The organism is Paraburkholderia bengalensis (assembly GCF_037126505.1).
Taxonomy (GTDB): domain Bacteria; phylum Pseudomonadota; class Gammaproteobacteria; order Burkholderiales; family Burkholderiaceae; genus Paraburkholderia; species Paraburkholderia bengalensis.
In genome coordinates this window covers 1-1,213 of the sequence record NZ_JACFYJ010000256.1, presented here as the reverse complement: position 1 = coordinate 1,213, position 1,213 = coordinate 1, and the positions used below count along the sequence as shown (strand labels likewise).

1 protein-coding gene and 1 pseudogene are annotated in these 1,213 nt (G+C 71.8%); one reads left to right on the top strand and one right to left on the bottom strand.

The annotated features are described in order from the left end of the window. Positions 1-381: 381 nt before the first annotated feature. On the bottom strand, positions 382-1,083 hold the full coding sequence (locus tag H3V53_RS43090) for a hypothetical protein (protein ID WP_336603025.1): 702 nt from the start codon (positions 1,081-1,083) through the stop codon (positions 382-384). Positions 1,084-1,115: 32 nt separating this feature from the next. Here H3V53_RS43090 and H3V53_RS43085 point away from each other — a divergent pair. After that, positions 1,116-1,213: pseudogene (locus tag H3V53_RS43085) on the top strand (DUF1840 domain-containing protein); the annotation flags it as partial.

Genomic DNA, 1,213 nt, shown 5'->3' with positions numbered 1-1,213 from the left:
CGCGCCGCCGCGAAGCCGGCGTCGGCGGCGTAGACATCGCAAGTCGCGCCGAACTGGTCGACGACGCAGTCGAGCACCGGCCGGCGCGCGGGATCGAGCCCGACCGCCATGTTTGTCGCCGTCGTGCCCGACGATGCGCGCTGCGCCGCGGACGCCGCGGTCGGATTCCGCGCCAGCCGTTCGCGCGCCTGCGCGCGGCGCAGCGCGATGGGCGGATCGGTGTCGTCGCCGGCGCCGCAAGCGGCGCGAGCAGATCGAGCGCGCGCTGCGGCTCGCCTGCTTCGTTCCAGACATCCGCGATGATCGTGCGCGCGACGCGCTTGTTGCGCGCGGTGGCATCGTTCGCTTTCAGCGCCTTCGCGAAGTCCGCGTCGGCTTTCGTCATGTGGCCTTGCGCGGCGAGACATAGCCGCGCAGCACGAGCGGCATGATTTCGGTGTCGTCGGCGGCGATGGCGTCGGTGGCGGCGGCCTGCACGCCTGCGAGATCGTTCGCGGCGAACAACGCGTCCATCAGCTGCACGCGATAGTTGACCTGATCGGGCGCATACGCCACGGCTTCGCGGGCGAGCGCCACTGCCTGCGCGTAGTCGCCGCGCGAGCGCGCCGCGAACGACGCACCCGACGACTTCGGCGCAAGCCGGCTGCCAATGAAGCTGCGGCGCACGCGCAGGTCCTCGTTGTCGCCGAAGCGCCTGACGGCGTCGAGATCGGCGTCCCACGCGCGGGTGTCCTGGCCGGCGGCGCTCGCTGCATCGACGAGCAGCAGCGCGAGCAGCAGCAGGTCGGGGCGAAGCGCGATCGCCTCGTTCGCATACCTGACGGTGGCGCTGAAGTCTTTTGTGTCGTACGCCTTGTAAGCCGCTCGCGCGGCATCGAGCGCGGGCCCCGTCAGCGCGTCCGGATCGTTCGGCTGCGTGCGCTGCGCGCGTGCGACGGCGCGCGTCGACGCGTTGAGCGCGTCGATCTGCTTGCGGCGCGACACCAGCGCGGGGTCACGGCCAAGCTGCGCGATCGCGTCGCCGAGCGAGCGGCTCGCTTCGGCATAGCGGCGCTGCGCGGCGAGCGCATTGGCGAGGAGCACGCGCAGCGACACCAGCGTCGGGCCGCTGGCGCATCGGCAAGCGGCTTGGCCCGCGCGGCGTGATCAATCACGACGAACTGGGCGTGGCGATCTCCAGGCTCGAAGCGGCCATCGTCACCGACAAGCAGGA